Origin of the sequence: Streptomyces sp. NBC_01497 (assembly GCF_036250695.1) — a bacterium.
Taxonomy (GTDB): domain Bacteria; phylum Actinomycetota; class Actinomycetes; order Streptomycetales; family Streptomycetaceae; genus Streptomyces.
The window spans coordinates 2,436,134-2,450,225 of record NZ_CP109427.1 but is presented as its reverse complement, the minus strand read 5'-3'; the positions used below and the strand labels follow the sequence as shown (position 1 = coordinate 2,450,225).

Genomic DNA, 14,092 nt, shown 5'->3' with positions numbered 1-14,092 from the left:
TCGGTAGGGTCGGGGTTGTGCCGAAGCCGTTGAGTCTCCCCTTCGACCCCATCGCCCGCGCGGACGATCTGTGGCAGCAGCGCTGGGGGCCCGTCCCCTCCATGGTCGCCATCACCTCCATCATGCGGGCGCAGCAGATCCTCCTGTCCGAGGTCGATTCGGTGGTCAGACCCCACGGGCTGACGTTCGCGCGCTACGAGGCGCTGGTCCTGCTCACCTTCTCCAAGGCGGGCGAGCTGCCGATGTCCAAGATCGGTGAGCGCCTGATGGTCCACCCCACCTCGGTGACCAACACCGTGGACCGGCTGGTGCGCGCGGGCTTCGTCGACAAACGCCCGAACCCCAACGACGGCCGGGGCACCCTCGCGTCCATCACCGACCAGGGGCGCGAGGTGGTGGAGGCCGCCACCCGCGACCTGATGGCCATGGACTTCGGGCTCGGCGTGTACGACGCGGAGGAGTGCGCCGAGATCTTCGCGATGCTGCGCCCGCTGAGGCTGGCGGCCGAGGACTTCGAGGAGCGCAGGCCGCCGGGGCGCGGCGGCGAGGAGTGGTGAGAGGGGCCCGGCGAGGGGTGACCCGCGCGAAGATCGCCCGGTTGGTGCCACTACGCTCTCCGGCATGAAACGAAGCGTGCTGACCCGTTACCGGGTGATGGCGTACGTCACCGGCGTACTGCTCATCCTGCTCACCCTCGGTGTCATCGCCAAGTACGTGCTCGACATCAACGGAGCGGCGAGCTTCGTGGAGATCGTGGGTATCGCACACGGCTGGCTCTACATCGTCTACCTGGTCTTCGCGTTCGATCTGGGTTCCAAGGCCAAGTACCCGGTCATGCGCCAGCTCTGGGTGCTGCTAGCCGGGACGATCCCCACGGCCGCCTTCTTCGTCGAGCGCCGGGTCTCCCGTGAGCTCCAGGCCAAGGTCGTCACGCCCGTCCCTGTCACCGCGAAGGTCTGACGGCGGCGTCCGGCCGCACCCCCGGTCCGGGCGCGCGTACGCGCGCTCCCGGACCGCGCGTACGCCGTGCCGGGCCGCCCCGGACCGGTCCTGCCGGGCCGCCGTCCGCCCCGGTGCCAGGCCGCCCGGGCGGGTTCGTGTCCCATCCGTAGCGGTTCTCCATCGACATTTACTTGGACGTCCTAGTAAATTCAAGGGTATGGACGCTGACGCGATCGACGAGGGCCGCAGCCGCTGGCAGGCCCGGTACGACAAGGCCCGCAAGCGTGAAGCGGACTTCTCCACACTCTCCGGTGACGACGTGGAGCCGGTGTACGGGCCCCGGCCCGGCGACACCTACGACGGCTTCGAGCGCATCGGCTGGCCCGGTGAGTACCCCTTTACCCGGGGCCTGTACCCGACCGGCTACCGGGGCCGTACCTGGACCATCCGCCAGTTCGCCGGCTTCGGCAACGCGCGCCAGACCAACGAGCGGTACAAGACCATCCTCGCCAACGGCGGCGGCGGCCTCTCGGTGGCCTTCGACATGCCGACCCTGATGGGCCGCGACTCGGACGACGACCGCTCGCTCGGCGAGGTCGGCCACTGCGGCGTCGCGATCGACTCGGCCGCCGACATGGAGGTCCTGTTCGACGGCATCCCGCTCGGCGACGTGACGACGTCGATGACGATCAGCGGCCCGGCCGTCCCCGTGTTCTGCATGTACCTCGTCGCGGCGGAGCGCCAGGGCGTCGACCCGGGCGTACTGAACGGGACGCTCCAGACGGACATCTTCAAGGAGTACATCGCCCAGAAGGAGTGGCTCTTCCAGCCGGAGCCGCACCTGCGCCTCATCGGGGACCTGATGGAGCACTGCGCGAGCGCGATCCCCGCGTACAAGCCGCTGTCGGTCTCCGGATACCACATCCGCGAGGCGGGGGCGACGGCCGCGCAGGAGCTCGCCTACACGCTCGCCGACGGGTTCGGTTACGTGGAACTGGGCGTCGCCCGCGGCCTCGACGTGGACGTCTTCGCGCCGGGCCTGTCGTTCTTCTTCGACGCGCACGTCGACTTCTTCGAGGAGATCGCCAAGTTCCGCGCGGCCCGCCGCATCTGGGCCCGCTGGCTGCGGGACGTCTACGGGGCGAAGACCGACAAGGCGCAGTGGCTGCGGTTCCACACCCAGACCGCGGGCGTCTCGCTCACCGCGCAGCAGCCGTACAACAACGTCGTCCGCACCGCGGTCGAGGCGCTCGCGGCCGTACTCGGCGGCACCAACTCGCTGCACACCAACGCCCTCGACGAGACCCTGGCACTGCCCAGCGAGCAGGCCGCGGAGATCGCGCTGCGCACGCAGCAGGTGCTGATGGAGGAGACCGGGGTGGCGAACGTCGCCGACCCGCTGGGCGGCTCCTGGTTCGTGGAACAGCTGACCGACCGGATCGAGGCGGACGCCGAGAAGATCTTCGAGCAGATCACCGAGCGCGGGCGGCGCGCCCACCCGGACGGGCAGCACCCCGTGGGGCCCATCACCTCCGGCATCCTGCGCGGCATCGAGGACGGCTGGTTCACCGGCGAGATCGCCGAATCGGCCTTCCAGTACCAGCGCGCGCTGGAGAAGGGCGACAAGCGGGTCGTCGGCGTCAACGTCCACCACGGCTCGGTGACCGGCGATCTGGAGATCCTGCGGGTCAGCCACGAGGTCGAGCGGGACCAGGTCAGTGCGCTGGCCGAGCGCAAGGCCGCGCGGGACGACGGCGAGGTCACCGCCGCCCTCGGCGCCATGCTGTCCGCCGCCCGCGACGGCTCGAACATGATCCCGTCGATGCTGGAGGCGGTGCGCGCGGAGGCCACCCTCGGCGAGATCTGCGGTGTCCTGCGCGACGAGTGGGGCACGTACACGGAGCCGCCGGGCTTCTGAGGACCGCCCACCGCCGCCGCGAGACGTCGGGTGGTGGAGGCCGGGTACGACGTGGAGTACGACGTGGGGCCGTTTCCCGGCAGGGAGCGGCCCCGCCGTCGTGCGTGCGCCGCGCCGGGCTCCGGGGCCGCCGCACCCGCGGGCGCCCGGCAACGCGGCGCCGGGCCTCCTGTGCGGCGGGTGCCGCGCCCGGCGAGGGGTGGCGCCGGTGGCGTCACACCCCGTGGCCGGGGGTCCGCTGGGCCGTGAGACCCGCGAGGACCAGCTGGGCGAGGCGGTGCGCCCAGTCGGCGTCCACCGGCTCCGCGCTGACCAGGGTGCGGTGCACCACCGCGCCCGCCACGACGTCGAAGATCAGGTCGGTGTCCCGCGCCGCCGTCTCGGTGTCGGGCGGGGGCGGGAGCTCCCCGCGCTCCTCGGCGCGCCGCCGGCCTGCCACCACGAGGCGCTTTTGCCGGTCCACGATCGCCGTGCGGATCCGCTGCCGCAGTGCCGCGTCACGGGTGGCCTCGGCGACGACGGCCATCAGCGCGGTCTTCGCCTCGGGCCGGTCGAGCAGTGCGCCGAACTGCCGGACGACGGACTCGACGTCCGCCGACAGGGTGCCGAGGTCCGGGAGTTCGAGTTCGTCGAAGAGGACGGCGACCGCGTCCACGACCAGCTCGTTGCGGCCGGGCCAGCGCCGGTAGAGCGTCGTCTTGGCCACGCCCGCGCGGGTCGCGACGTCCCCCATCGTCAGCTTCGACCAGCCGACCTCGACGAGTGCCTGCCGGGTCGCCGCCAGGATGGCCGCGTCGGCCCCGGGGCTGCGGGGGCGGCCGGTGCGTCCCTGGTGCATACCTTCGGGGCCGGTACGGGTAGACATGGGCCGACCCTACCGGCCGGTCGTTGTGAGCCAGGTCATGTGATGATCCGCCCCGCGGCCCCTCCGGGACAGTTACGCTACGAGTCGTAGCGAAAGGCCCTTCCGAGGACCTGAGTGACAGCCATCCGGCGCCCGGTGGGGACCAGGCGCCACAGCAGGGCGGGCGGGGCGCCGTGGGGGCGTCCCGCCCGCGGCCCGGGGCGGAACCCGGGAAGTTTCGCAGCCGGGTGCGGAAGGGGGAGGATGTACTCATGCAGCCTAGGAACATGTCCATGAGCGGCGTCGTCGACCTCGCCGCGGTGAAGGCGGCCGGCGAGGCCAAGACCAAGGCGGAGCAGGCCCGCGCCGAGGCCGCCCGCAACGGCGGCACCCCTGCCGTCTCCCCGTCCGCCCTCGTGATCGACGTCGACGAGGCGGGCTTCGAGCGGGACGTCCTCCAGCGCTCCGCCGAGGTGCCCGTCGTCATCGACTTCTGGGCCGAGTGGTGCGAGCCGTGCAAGCAGCTCAGCCCCCTCCTCGAACGCCTGACGCGTGAGTACAACGGCCGGTTCGTTCTGGCCAAGATCGACGTCGACGCCAACCAGATGCTGATGCAGCAGTTCGGCATCCAGGGGATCCCCGCCGTCTTCGCGGTGGTCGCCGGCCAGGCGCTGCCGCTGTTCCAGGGGGCCGCCCCCGAGGAGCAGATCCGGCAGACGCTCGACCAGCTCATCCAGGTCGGTGAGGAGCGCTTCGGGCTCACCGGGATCCCGGTGGACGCCGACGCCGCCGAGCCGGAGCCGGACGAGGTGCCCGTGGCACCCCCCGGCCCGTACGACGCGCTCCTGGAGGCGGCCGTCGGTGCGCTCGACGCGGGCGACTTCGCGGGAGCCGTCCAGGCGTACCGCAACGTGCTGTCCGACGACCCGGCCAACACCGAGGCCAAGCTCGGCCTCGCGCAGGCGGAACTGCTGAACCGGGTGGGCGCGCTGGACCCCCAGCAGGTGCGGCAGGACGCGGCCGGCAAGCCCGGGGACGTCGACGCGCAACTGGCCGTCGCCGACCTGGACCTGGCCGGGGGGCACGTGGAGGACGCGTTCGCGCGCCTCGTCGAGACGGTGCGGGGATCGGTGGGTGACGACCGGGAGAAGGCGCGGCTGCGACTGCTCGAACTCTTCGAGGTCATCGGGGCGGACGACCCGCGGGTGAGCGCCGCGCGCACCGCACTCGCGCGGGTGCTGTTCTGATCCGCTGCCGGTTCTCCCGGTGTCCTGACCGTGGGGTCAGGACACAGGCGGTTTACGACTGCGGCGCCCGTGACGCATGTGACGAGAGCGTACTTGGCGGACTCGTGAGGCGGATGTGCCGATTTGGTGCCGCCGGAGGGTCCGCCTCCGCTTTGCTGGTGCGGATTTGGCGACAAGGCGACGACGGTGGCTGATCTTTATCAAGACTTGACCTATACAGCCGCTGTTACTCGCAGTAAACCGAGCTTTCCTGTCTGTCCCTTTTTGACCATGATTCCCGCCAGTCGTACCGGTGGGTATTGACACCGAGTGTGGCCGGATGATGCCGCTCGGTCGCCGTGCGGTTATCCGTCCGTTACTGGCTGGTAACGAGACCCCTTGTGCCGTCGCCCCGAATGGACCAGCATCGTCGACGCTCGGTCCGAAAACGCACCGGCACGGCGAACCAGTCGTGTCCCCTAGGTCTTTGGGTCCCCACCGAGCGGGTCGGCGGGCCCGTGGACGCCGATTCCCCCGGACAGGGGGGAACCCGCCCAACCGGCGGGGCCTGTCCGAAGGCCGTGCGACAGCGCGGCCGGTGGTTGTCGCTCGGGGGTGATCGACCGGTGGACCGGGCGCGGCTCGCGCACGGCACGGCGGGCGCTCTCCTTCCGAGGACGTAGCACTTCTCCCCATCCCATGACGGTCCCCACGTCCGCATGGTGATGTACGTCCGAGAAGGAGGAAATACATGGAGTCCCCAGTACGTGGTGGGACCAGATGGAAGCGCTTCGCGGTGGTCTTGGTGCCGAGCGTGGCCGCTACGGCCGCGATCGGTGTCGCCCTGTCGCAGGGGGCGCTCGCCGCGTCCTTCAGCGTCTCGGGGCAGGACTTCAAGGTCAAGGCCGAGAAGCTCGACGGTACGGGCTTCACCCAGTACGCCGCGGTCGACTACGGCGTCGAGGGCAAGGACGGCAAGAAGGCCGCCCACCCCGTCGCGGTCAACGGGTTCAAGTCGGCGTCCATCACGGACCTCTGCCAGTCGGTGGTCGCACCGATCCCGGGGTTCGGCGACGTCACCATGACGCTGACCGCCGGTGACAAGGGCACGGATGTCCAGGCGACCAACCTGTACATCGACCTGGACGACCTGGACAGCACCAACGCGACCTTCACCAACATCAACATCGGCCAGTCGGCCGGGTCGACGAGTGACGGTTCGCACGCGGGCATCGCGCCGGGCGACAAGGACAAGGTCGACGCCGGCTCGTTCGCCCAGGACGCGGACCGCGCGGTCCTGACGGGTGTGCAGCAGCGGGCCTGGGCCACCACGGCCGGCACGTTCAACCTGAGCGGGCTGCACATGGCCCTGGCCGCGGGTGACAAGGGGTGCTACTAGGCACCCGCCGACGGACGGGGCGAGCGGAACGTGGGACATCCGTCCCGCGCAGGCCGCGCGCCCCGTCCGCCACCCCCTTCATCTCATGGCATTCCGTCAAGGCAATGCCGGTTCCAGGGAGCTGTTTTCCATGAGCGCCGAGACCGCGGACACCCTCGTGACCCCGGAGCGCGACGGCGGGTTCAGGTACTGGAGGCTGAGGTTCCGCGCCTGGCGCGGTAAGAGGCCTTTCTGGGCAGGGCTGTTGACGCTTCTCAGCGGACTGCCGATCGCTTACTTTCCGTACGCCCATCTCCACGTCGGCAATCTCACCCTCGCCCTGGCGACGACGGCGGGTGCCGGCTCACTGATCATCGGCGTCCTGCTGTTCACGCTCGGTATGACGATGTGGTTCCACTCCATCGTGCGGGTGTTCGCCGGCATCGCCGCCATCCTGCTCGCCCTGGTCTCCATCCCCGTCTCCAACCTGGGCGGGTTCGTCGTCGGCTTCGTCCTCGCCCTCGTCGGCGGCTGCCTGTCGGTGTCCTGGGCACCGGGCAGGGCCGAGGAGCGGGACACCCCCACCGAGGAGCCCTCCGGGACGGACCACTGGAGCGGTGCCGGCACGACCGGCCCCGGCTCCTTGTTCCTGGGCTCCCACCCGGGGGTGGACCAGAACACCGCGACGCACACGAGCACGGCCAATGCCAAGGGCGGGAGGCACAGTGCGGGATGACGGTACGCAGGCGGCGGCCACGACGGCCGCGGCCGAGGAGTTCAGGAGAGCCACGGGTCCACGGCATGCCGCACGGCGGCACGCCGCGCCCCGGAAGTCGCTCCTGACGAAGTTCCAGATGCCGGCGGGCAAGGCGATGATATTCGCGGCCATGCCGACGGCCGTCTTCGTCGGGATGGGCCTCACACCGCGGCTCGCGCTGGCGGACGACAACACCAACAAGGCCGACAACCCGTGCGTGAGCCGGTCCGACGAGCCCAGCGCGTCGGACTCGCCGTCGCCGTCGTCTTCCCCGTCCGCGAAGCCGGACCCGTCCGCGAGCACGAGTGCGGGCGCGGACTCCGGGGGCGGCAAGAGTGACGACGGTACGAAGCCGGGCGGCGGTTCCACCGGGCCGAAGCCGTCCTCGACGCCTTCGGCCACGCCCTCCGGGACGCACACGCCCGACCCGACGCAGTCCTCCGCCCCCGCGCAGGGCGGCGGCCAGGGCGGCGGCGGTCTGCTCGGCGGGCTCGGCTCCGTGGTGGGCGGCCTGCTGGGCGGGCACGACAAGTCCTCGTCCACGCCCACGCCTTCGGACACGCCGACGCCCAGCTCGACCCCGAGCGCGGCTTCCACATCGACGTCGGGTACCACCGCGAAGCCGGGTTCCACGACGGACTCGTCCTCGAAGGGCACACCGTCCCTCGGCTCGGTCCTGGGCGGTACCTCGAAGGGTGACGACGGGGCGAAGGGCGGGAGCGGCGACGGCAAGGACAGCGGTACGTCCACCTCCACGTCCGGCAAGGCCGTCAAGGGAACCGTGGGCGGGCTGTCCAAGGCCAAGGCGGGGACGGCGCAGACCAAGACGGACGCCATCAAGGACCTGCTGACGAAGAGGGGCGTTCCCTTCAGCGACGTCCCTGGCGCTTCCCAGGGGGACGAGACCAAGGCTGACGGCGGTTCGTGTGACGACGGGCCGTGCGACAACCTGATCCCGATCCTCAAGCCCCCCACCGAGGACGCGGACGCGCCGTCGATGGCCAACGACCCCTGGCATCTGTCCAGCAGCAAGCTGGGCCTCAACGGCCTGTGCTACCGGGGGCTCGTGGACATCAAGACGCAGGCGGGGACCAAGCGGGTCATGAAGTTCACGGCGGACTCGATCGACATCGGTGATCTCCACCAGACGGTCGACAACCGGGACGCCCACGGCAACATCGTGACCCACACGCAGATCAAGACCGCGCCCGGCAGCACGTCGACCATCGACGGCCCCGTGACGATGTACACGGAGAAGCTGTCGGGCAGCATGTTCGGTCTTCTGCCGATCACCTTCACCCCGGACTTCCCGCCGCCCATCCAGATCTCCAAGGTGTTCTTCACGAACGCCACGGTCGACCAGGCGGGCCAGTTCGGCGGCACGCTGAGCATGAAGGGCCTGCACAGCTTCATAGGCTAGGACCGTCCTGTCCTTGCTGTGCCGTTGGCCCGCACCCCGCCCGGGGTGCGGGCCAACGGCATGTCGCAGGCCGCGCTTCTTCGTCCCGCGCCGGAGCCCCGGCTCACACCGCCGTGCCGAACGACTTCCGGTACGCCAGCGGCGCCACATGCGTGGCCCGTTTGAAGTGGACGCGGAAGTTCGCGGGGGAGCCGAGCCCCGAGCGCGCCGCGACCTCATCCACCGGCAGGTCCGTCGACTCCAGCAACTGCTTGGCGTATTCGACGCGTTGGGCCTGCAGCCAGCGCAGCGGGGGCAGCCCCGCCTGTGCCGTGAAGTGGCGGGTGAAGCCGCGCTCCGACATGCGGGCGTGCTCCGCCATCCCGGCCACCGTCAGCGGCTCGTGCAGCACCGAGAGCATCCACGCGCGGGTCGCCGACAGCGCGTCCTCGCCGCACGGCGCGTCCGCGTACTCGATGAACTGCCGCTGCTCGCCCTCCCGTCGGGGCGCCGCGACGATGGACCGCGCCATGGTGTTCGCGAGGACCGAGCCGTGGTCGCGGCGCAGGATGTGCAGGCACAGGTCGATGCCCGCGGCCACGCCGGCCGAGGTGAGGACGCGGCCCTCGTCCACGTAGAGCACGTCCGGGTCGACCGTCACCCGCGGGTAGGCCTCCGCGAGTTTCGCGCACCTCGCCCAGTGTGTGGTGGCCCGCAGGCCGTCGAGGACGCCCGCCTGGGCGAGGGCGAACGCCCCGCTGCAGATCGAGACCATGCGGGCGCCGCGGGCGTGGGCCGCGCGCAGCGCCCCGAGTACCGCGGGATCGAGCGGGGCGTCGGCACGCGCGTAGCCCGGCACCATCACGGTGTCGGCGTCCCGGAGCGCGGTGAGGTCGCGGCCGGGCGTGATCGTCAGGCCGCCCGCCGCGCGGACCGGCCGGCCGCCGTGCGACGCGGTGGTCACCTCGTACTCGGGCAGTGTCGCCCGCCCGAACACCTGCAGGGGTATCCCCGCGTCCAGCGGCAGCACGGGATCGAGCAGCAGGACGGCGATGCGGTGGGGCGGCACGGGCGCGGTGGTCATGGCGGAATGCTAGCGAATGATGGCATTGCCGCCACTCGTGGGAGCGGCTCTGCTCGGCAAGGGTGGAGCACGTCCACTCCGCTCCGTTCGAGGAGAGCACCCGTATGTCCTCCCGGCCCCCGCGCACGGCCGCCGACCTGACCCGGCTGGTCGGGTCGCAGACGATCTACTACGGGGCGGTCAGCGTCGACCTGACCCTCACCTCCCTCGCCGGGCTCCGTCTTGCGCCCACCCCGCTGCTGGCCACCCTGCCGCTCACCCTGATCACCGGTTTCGGCCTGCTGGCCTCCGTCGCGGCGGGCCTGCTGACGGCCCGTTACGGCTACCGCGCGGTGATGGCGATGGGCGGCGGCTGCGCCGTGGCGGGCGGACTGCTGGCGATGACGGCCGTGTACGCGCACGCGTTCTGGCTGCTGTGCGTCGCCACGTCCCTGCTCGGCGCGTACCGCTCCACCGGCGGCTACATCCGCTACCTGGCCGCCGACCTCGCACCGGACGGCCGCAAGGAGCGCTCGCTGTCGATCGTCATGTACGGCGGACTCATAGCGGCCTTCCTCGGACCGTTCGCGGCGCTCGCCGCCTCCCGCGCCTTCCCGGTGGAGTTCGCCGGGTCGTACGCGCTGGTCGCGGTGCTGGGGCTGGCCGCGGTCCCGCTCGCCCTCACGGTCTCCCGCGAGCCCCGCCCGGTGCCCCCGCCGGCAGGTGCCGGCGGGGGAGGCGGCGCACAGGCACCGGCCACCTTCACCGAGAGCCGGGGCAACCCGAACTTCGTGGCGGCGCTGGTCCTGCTGCCCCTGTCGGGCGCGCTGATGACCCTCGTCATGGCGATAGGCCCGCTCGCCAACGCACACGCCCACCACTCGTCGGCGACGGGCGCGGCGCTGATCCAGTGGCACCTGGTCGGGATGTTCGCCCCGGCGCTGATCAGCGGTGAGCTGATGCGCCGCATCGGTCCCTGGCACACCGCCCTCACGGGCATCGGGATCACCCTGCTCGGCGGGTTCGCGGGCGCGTCGGGCGACAGCGCCGCGGCCATGATGGGCGCGATGGTCTGTGCGGGCGTCGGCTGGAACTTCACGTACCTCGCAGGGACCGCGTTCCTGGTGCGCAGTTACGCGACCGGCCGGGGCTCCCGCCTCCAGGCAGCCGTGGAGGGCGCTACCGGCGCCGTGTCCGTCGTCGCGTCCCTGCTGTCCGCGACGGCGTTCGACACCCTGGGGTGGCGGATGTCGGGCGTGCTGGTGCTCGCCGTCGCCGGGCCGCTGCTGATGTGGCAGTTCCGCTACGGACGACGCAACGCGACGGCCGCGGACGCACTCGACCTGTCGGCGGTGTCCGCGCGCGCGGTGGTCGGGGAGGCCTGACGGCGCTACCGGGTGCGGGCGGCAACCCTCCGCCCCGGGTCCGCCTGCGCCGTCACTCCGGCGGGACGACCTCCGCCGTCATTCCAGGACGACGTCCGAGGTCTCCGGCGCCCACACGAAGGAGACGACAGCGCCCGCGACCAGGAACGCCGCCAGCGCCGTCATCGAGAACGAGAAGCCCAGGTGGTCGATGCTCATCGGGAGCAGGAACGTACCCGCGGCCGAGCCGATCCTGCTGACCCCGTTGAGCAGGCCGACGCCGGAACTGCGCAGCGCGGTGGAGAACAGCTCCGGCGGATAGACCTGGTCCAGATTGGAGGCGGCCGACATGGTGAACGTGAAGAGCAGGAACAGCACGAACAGCACGAGCGTCGGCCCGCCCGGCCACACACCCAGGGGGCCGAGCGCCAGGGCCATCACGATGAACGAGCCGATCACGAAGCCGCGACGTGAGAAGCGCGCGGTGAACCACAGTCCCGCGATGCTGCCGAGCAGCAGGAAGACGTTGAGCAGCCCGTCGCCGAGGAAGCCCTCCTTGAGGTGGAACTTCGCCATGACGACGGGCAGGAAGGTGTAGATCGCGAAGTAGGGGATGACCTGGCAGTTGTAGTAGAGGATGCCGAACGCGGTCTTGCGCCACTGGTCCGCGCCGAACAGCCGCCGGTACGAGGCGTCGCCGGCGCCGCCCCGCGCGGCACCCTCCCGCACCGGGGTCACGATCGACTCGAAGTCGACGTTCTCGCCGATGTACTTCGCGACGACGGCCCGCGCCTGGTCGAGCCGCCCCTTGCTGACCAGCCAGCGCGGCGACTCGGGGGTGCCGATCCGCAGCAGCAGTACGATCAGCGCCGGCAGCGCGCTGCTGGCCAGCAGCCACCGCCAGCTGTCCCCGCCGAACCCCACCAGCCAGTTGCCGAAGAAGTACGAGCAGATGTAGCCGACCGTCCACATGGCGGTCAGCGACGCGAGCAGGAAACCCCGGTGGCGGCGCGGGCAGAACTCCGCCACGAGCGTCGGGCCGATCGCGTAGTCCGCGCCGATCCCGATGCCGATCAGGATGCGCAGGCCGAACAGCAGGCCCGGGCCCTGGACCCAGAACTGGGCGATCGAGGCGAGCGTGATCAGCAGGAAGTTCAGCATGTACAGCTGCTGGCGGCCGATCCGGTCGGCGAGCCAGCCGAGGGTGATGCTTCCCACGAAGATGCCGATGAGCGCCGAGGCGCCGAGCAGGCCCTCCCACACCGAGCCGAGATGCATCCGCGGGGTGATCAGGGTCAGCGCGATCCCGATGACGCCGAGCTGGTAGCCGTCGGAGAAGTTGGCCCCGAACGTCAGCGCGGTGATCTTCAGATGGAATCTGTTGAGGGGCGCGTCGTCGAAGGAAACCCCGGCCGGCTTCGTGGCCTGCGTCGTCAGGTCGTGATCAGGCATCGTTCCACGTGGTCCCATCCGCGCGGGAGGCCACTCGGCCCACCCTCTTGCCAAGATCCTGAATAAGAAGTTTCATGGAGCCTCATTCATGAATGAATAGTTGTCAAGGAGGTGAACGGGATGAGCTCCAGCCACATCCGCGTCGACGGACGAGGGCTGCGGTGCGACGACGTCGTCCGTGTCGCCCGGCGCGGAGCGTCGGTCAGCCTCGACGGAAAAGCGCTGGAACGCGCGCTCCAGGCGTACCGGGTGGCACGGGACAGCGAGGCGAAGCGAGCGGTCTACGGGAGAACCACAGGAGTCGGCGCCAACCGCCACGAGGTCGTCGACCCCGAAGCCGTCGACCAGCACGGACTCCGTCTGCTGCGCAGCCACGCGGGCACCTCCGGCCCGCGTTCCCCGGAGGACACCGTACGGGCCACGCTGGTCATCCGCCTCAACCAGCTCGCCGCCGGCGGCAGCGGTGTCCACCCGAGGCTCCTTGAGGCGCTCGCCGCCGCGCTGCGTGTCGGCGCCATCCCCGCGCCGCACTCACGCGGCTCCATCGGCACCGGCGATCTCGGCGCGCTCGCCGAGATCGCGCTCACCCTCGCGGGCGAGCGGCCCTGGGGATCCGGCTCGCTCGACCCGGTGCCGATCAGCCCGGGCGACGCGCTGGCCTTCATCTCCAGCAACGCCGCCACCCTGGCCACTTCCGTGCTCGCCTGGTCCGACCTGAGCCGGCTGCTGCGCGCCAGCCACGTGGTGGCCGCGCTCTCCTACATCGCGCTCGACGGCTCGCCCGAGGCCTTCGCGACCCGGGTGCACGCCCAGCGGCCGCACCCCGGCTCCGTGCACTGCGCGGCGGAGATGCGGCGGCTCCTGTGGGGCGAGGAGGAGCCCGCGGACGGCGCCCGGCTGCAGGACCCGTTCGGGCTGCGGGCCTTTCCCCAGGTGCAGGGACCCGCGCTGGAGGCCGCGGAAGCCCTCAAGGGGATCCTGGAGATCGACATCAACGCGGCGGCGGAGAACCCCTTCATCGACGCCGAGTCCGGACGCGTCTACCACCACGGACACTTCGCGACCTCGCACCTGGCGCTCGGCCTCGACCGGCTGCGCGCCGCGCTGCACCACGTCGCCGAGCTGTCCAGCGCCCGGCTCAGCGACCTGGTGGAGCCCGATCTGACGGGCCTCGCCCCGTTCCTCGCCGACGGTCCCGCGGGCAGCTCCGGGATCATGATCCTGGAGTACGTCTCGCATGACGCGCTCAGCCGGCTGCGGCACGCGGCGTCACCCGTGACCCTGGGCACGGCGATCATCTCCCGGGGCCTGGAGGACCATGCGAGCTTCGCCTCCCAGGCCGCGCACAGCACCGCCGAGGCGGTCAGCGCGTACCGCACGGTGCTCGCCTGCGAACTGGTCGGCGTGGTGCGGGCCCTGTCGCTGCGGGCGGTCGAGCTGCCGGACACCCCGGTGGCCGAGGCGCTGCGGCGCGCGCGGCAGGCACTGCCGCTGGTGCGCGAGGACCACCCGCTGACGGCGGAGATCGCCGCCGCGGAGAACATCGTCCCGTTCCTCGCCGACCTCTGAGCGGCGGCGCGTGAGCCGGACCGGGAGCCCCACGCGGACGGGGCCCCGGCCCGGGCCGGCCGCGCGGGTGCGGGCCGCACGTGACCTTCCGTACGGGAGGGGCGTGCGTGACCTTCCGTACGAGAGGGGCCGTACGAGAGCTTCCGCACGTGACCTTCCGTACGAGAGCTTCCGTACGAG

General features: G+C 71.3%; 12 protein-coding genes. 9 read left to right on the top strand and 3 right to left on the bottom strand.

Going from position 1 to position 14,092, the window contains the following annotated elements; translation table 11 throughout:
• Positions 1 to 17: 17 nt before the first annotated feature.
• The 3 genes from OG310_RS10330 (at position 18) to OG310_RS10320 (ending at position 2,860) form a co-directional block, all read left to right on the top strand.
• Positions 18 to 557 carry a MarR family winged helix-turn-helix transcriptional regulator gene (locus OG310_RS10330; RefSeq protein WP_329455579.1) on the top strand — a complete coding sequence of 180 codons (540 nt, stop codon included), beginning with the start codon at positions 18 to 20 and terminating at the stop codon, positions 555 to 557.
• A gap of 64 nt (positions 558 to 621) precedes the next feature.
• A complete protein-coding gene (locus OG310_RS10325) occupies positions 622 to 960 on the top strand; it encodes a DUF3817 domain-containing protein (RefSeq protein ID WP_329455578.1) in 339 nt (112 codons plus the stop codon).
• Between the two features lie 199 nt (positions 961 to 1,159).
• A complete protein-coding gene (locus OG310_RS10320) occupies positions 1,160 to 2,860 on the top strand; it encodes an acyl-CoA mutase large subunit family protein (RefSeq protein ID WP_329455577.1) in 1,701 nt (566 codons plus the stop codon).
• 214 nt (positions 2,861 to 3,074) lie between these two features.
• Here OG310_RS10320 and OG310_RS10315 read toward each other — a convergent pair whose 3' ends face one another.
• A complete protein-coding gene (locus OG310_RS10315; RefSeq protein WP_329455576.1) occupies positions 3,075 to 3,725 on the bottom strand; it encodes a TetR/AcrR family transcriptional regulator in 651 nt (216 codons plus the stop codon).
• Between the two features lie 251 nt (positions 3,726 to 3,976).
• On the opposite strand from OG310_RS10315, the gene OG310_RS10310 reads away from it, so the two are divergent.
• From OG310_RS10310 to OG310_RS10295, 4 genes are all read left to right on the top strand, one after another.
• Positions 3,977 to 4,951, top strand: a complete 975-nt coding sequence (locus OG310_RS10310; RefSeq protein WP_329455575.1) for a tetratricopeptide repeat protein — start codon at positions 3,977 to 3,979, stop codon at positions 4,949 to 4,951.
• Positions 4,952 to 5,681: 730 nt separating this feature from the next.
• Positions 5,682 to 6,329, top strand: a complete 648-nt coding sequence (locus OG310_RS10305; RefSeq protein ID WP_329455574.1) for a DUF6230 family protein — start codon at positions 5,682 to 5,684, stop codon at positions 6,327 to 6,329.
• 130 nt (positions 6,330 to 6,459) lie between these two features.
• The gene (locus OG310_RS10300) at positions 6,460 to 7,044 is read left to right on the top strand and encodes a DUF6114 domain-containing protein (RefSeq protein WP_329455573.1); all 585 of its coding nucleotides are present in this window, start codon (positions 6,460 to 6,462) and stop codon (positions 7,042 to 7,044) included.
• The gene (locus OG310_RS10295; RefSeq protein WP_329455572.1) at positions 7,034 to 8,485 is read left to right on the top strand and encodes a hypothetical protein; all 1,452 of its coding nucleotides are present in this window, start codon (positions 7,034 to 7,036) and stop codon (positions 8,483 to 8,485) included. Before OG310_RS10300 ends, OG310_RS10295 begins: the two co-directional genes overlap by 11 nt.
• A 103-nt stretch (positions 8,486 to 8,588) precedes the next feature.
• Here OG310_RS10295 and OG310_RS10290 read toward each other — a convergent pair whose 3' ends face one another.
• On the bottom strand, positions 8,589 to 9,548 hold the full coding sequence (locus tag OG310_RS10290) for a GlxA family transcriptional regulator (RefSeq protein WP_329455571.1): 960 nt from the start codon (positions 9,546 to 9,548) through the stop codon (positions 8,589 to 8,591).
• A gap of 104 nt (positions 9,549 to 9,652) precedes the next feature.
• Between OG310_RS10290 and OG310_RS10285 the strand changes: the two genes are divergently transcribed.
• Positions 9,653 to 10,912, top strand: coding sequence for an MFS transporter (locus OG310_RS10285; protein ID WP_329455570.1), 1,260 nt, complete (start codon positions 9,653 to 9,655; stop codon positions 10,910 to 10,912).
• Positions 10,913 to 10,990: 78 nt separating this feature from the next.
• Here OG310_RS10285 and OG310_RS10280 read toward each other — a convergent pair whose 3' ends face one another.
• The gene (locus OG310_RS10280) at positions 10,991 to 12,343 is read right to left on the bottom strand and encodes an MFS transporter (RefSeq protein ID WP_329455569.1); all 1,353 of its coding nucleotides are present in this window, start codon (positions 12,341 to 12,343) and stop codon (positions 10,991 to 10,993) included.
• A 120-nt stretch (positions 12,344 to 12,463) separates the two neighbouring features.
• On the opposite strand from OG310_RS10280, the gene OG310_RS10275 reads away from it, so the two are divergent.
• Complete coding sequence (locus OG310_RS10275; protein ID WP_329455568.1) at positions 12,464 to 13,912, top strand: aromatic amino acid ammonia-lyase; 1,449 nt, start codon at positions 12,464 to 12,466, stop codon at positions 13,910 to 13,912.
• Positions 13,913 to 14,092: the final 180 nt, after the last annotated feature.

Bases quoted from the DNA above. Each gene is read 5' to 3' on its own strand.
- OG310_RS10275 (WP_329455568.1), top strand. From the start codon at position 12,464: ATGAGCTCCAGCCACATCCGCGTCGACGGACGAGGGCTGCGGTGCGAC.
- OG310_RS10310 (WP_329455575.1), top strand. From the start codon at position 3,977: ATGCAGCCTAGGAACATGTCCATGAGCGGCGTCGTCGACCTCGCCGCG.
- OG310_RS10280 (WP_329455569.1), bottom strand. From the start codon at position 12,343: ATGCCTGATCACGACCTGACGACGCAGGCCACGAAGCCGGCCGGGGTT.
- OG310_RS10290 (WP_329455571.1), bottom strand. From the start codon at position 9,548: ATGACCACCGCGCCCGTGCCGCCCCACCGCATCGCCGTCCTGCTGCTC.
- OG310_RS10285 (WP_329455570.1), top strand. From the start codon at position 9,653: ATGTCCTCCCGGCCCCCGCGCACGGCCGCCGACCTGACCCGGCTGGTC.
- OG310_RS10300 (WP_329455573.1), top strand. From the start codon at position 6,460: ATGAGCGCCGAGACCGCGGACACCCTCGTGACCCCGGAGCGCGACGGC.
- OG310_RS10325 (WP_329455578.1), top strand. From the start codon at position 622: ATGAAACGAAGCGTGCTGACCCGTTACCGGGTGATGGCGTACGTCACC.
- OG310_RS10315 (WP_329455576.1), bottom strand. From the start codon at position 3,725: ATGTCTACCCGTACCGGCCCCGAAGGTATGCACCAGGGACGCACCGGC.
- OG310_RS10320 (WP_329455577.1), top strand. From the start codon at position 1,160: ATGGACGCTGACGCGATCGACGAGGGCCGCAGCCGCTGGCAGGCCCGG.
- OG310_RS10305 (WP_329455574.1), top strand. From the start codon at position 5,682: ATGGAGTCCCCAGTACGTGGTGGGACCAGATGGAAGCGCTTCGCGGTG.